The organism is Tenebrionibacter intestinalis (genome assembly GCF_016632365.1).
Classification (GTDB): domain Bacteria; phylum Pseudomonadota; class Gammaproteobacteria; order Enterobacterales; family Enterobacteriaceae; genus Tenebrionibacter; species Tenebrionibacter intestinalis.
The window spans coordinates 1-565 of record NZ_JAEPBH010000167.1; the positions used below are offsets into that span (position 1 = coordinate 1).

The 565-nt window shown below is 49.6% G+C and carries 1 pseudogene; it reads left to right on the forward strand.

The features are described 5' to 3' along the window. Positions 1–198: 198 nt before the first annotated feature. Positions 199–565, forward strand: a pseudogene (locus JJB97_RS18330) (integrase arm-type DNA-binding domain-containing protein); the annotation flags it as partial.

The window sequence follows — 565 nt, forward strand, 5'->3', positions numbered from 1 at the left end:
CCGGGTCCGGGCACCAATAACACTTCCTGTGACGTCCGTTTTCGTCCAGAGGTTATTGCAATATAACGTTTTTCCTTTCTGTTAACTCCTGATACGTCCCATATCGGCCATTGGCATACAGCGTCATTAGCGTATAGCGTTGCGTATACGTTTCCGTTTGATTCTGGAGGCCTGTACATATGCCTGAATGATATGTAAATTCGCCGCGTCAAACCTGACGCCAAAACCTATACCCTGAATGACGGGGCCGATCTGTCAACGCTCATTGAGCCTAACGGCTGCAAAAGCTGACACTTTCGTTACCGCTTCGCCAGTAAGCCGAAAATGATTTCCCCCCGGCGTTTACCCAACCGTCTCACTTGCTGAGGCACACCTGCGACGCAATGAAGCCCGTAAGCAACTTTCCGAAGGCCGCAACCCGAACGAAGTTCGCAAAGAACAAAAACTCGCACTCAAAGCTGAAAACAGAAATTCTTTCGAAGCGATCGTCACGCAATGGCACAAGCTCAAGTCAGCGAAGTGGTCAGCGGACTATGCCTCCGGCGTCATAATTGCCTTTAATAAT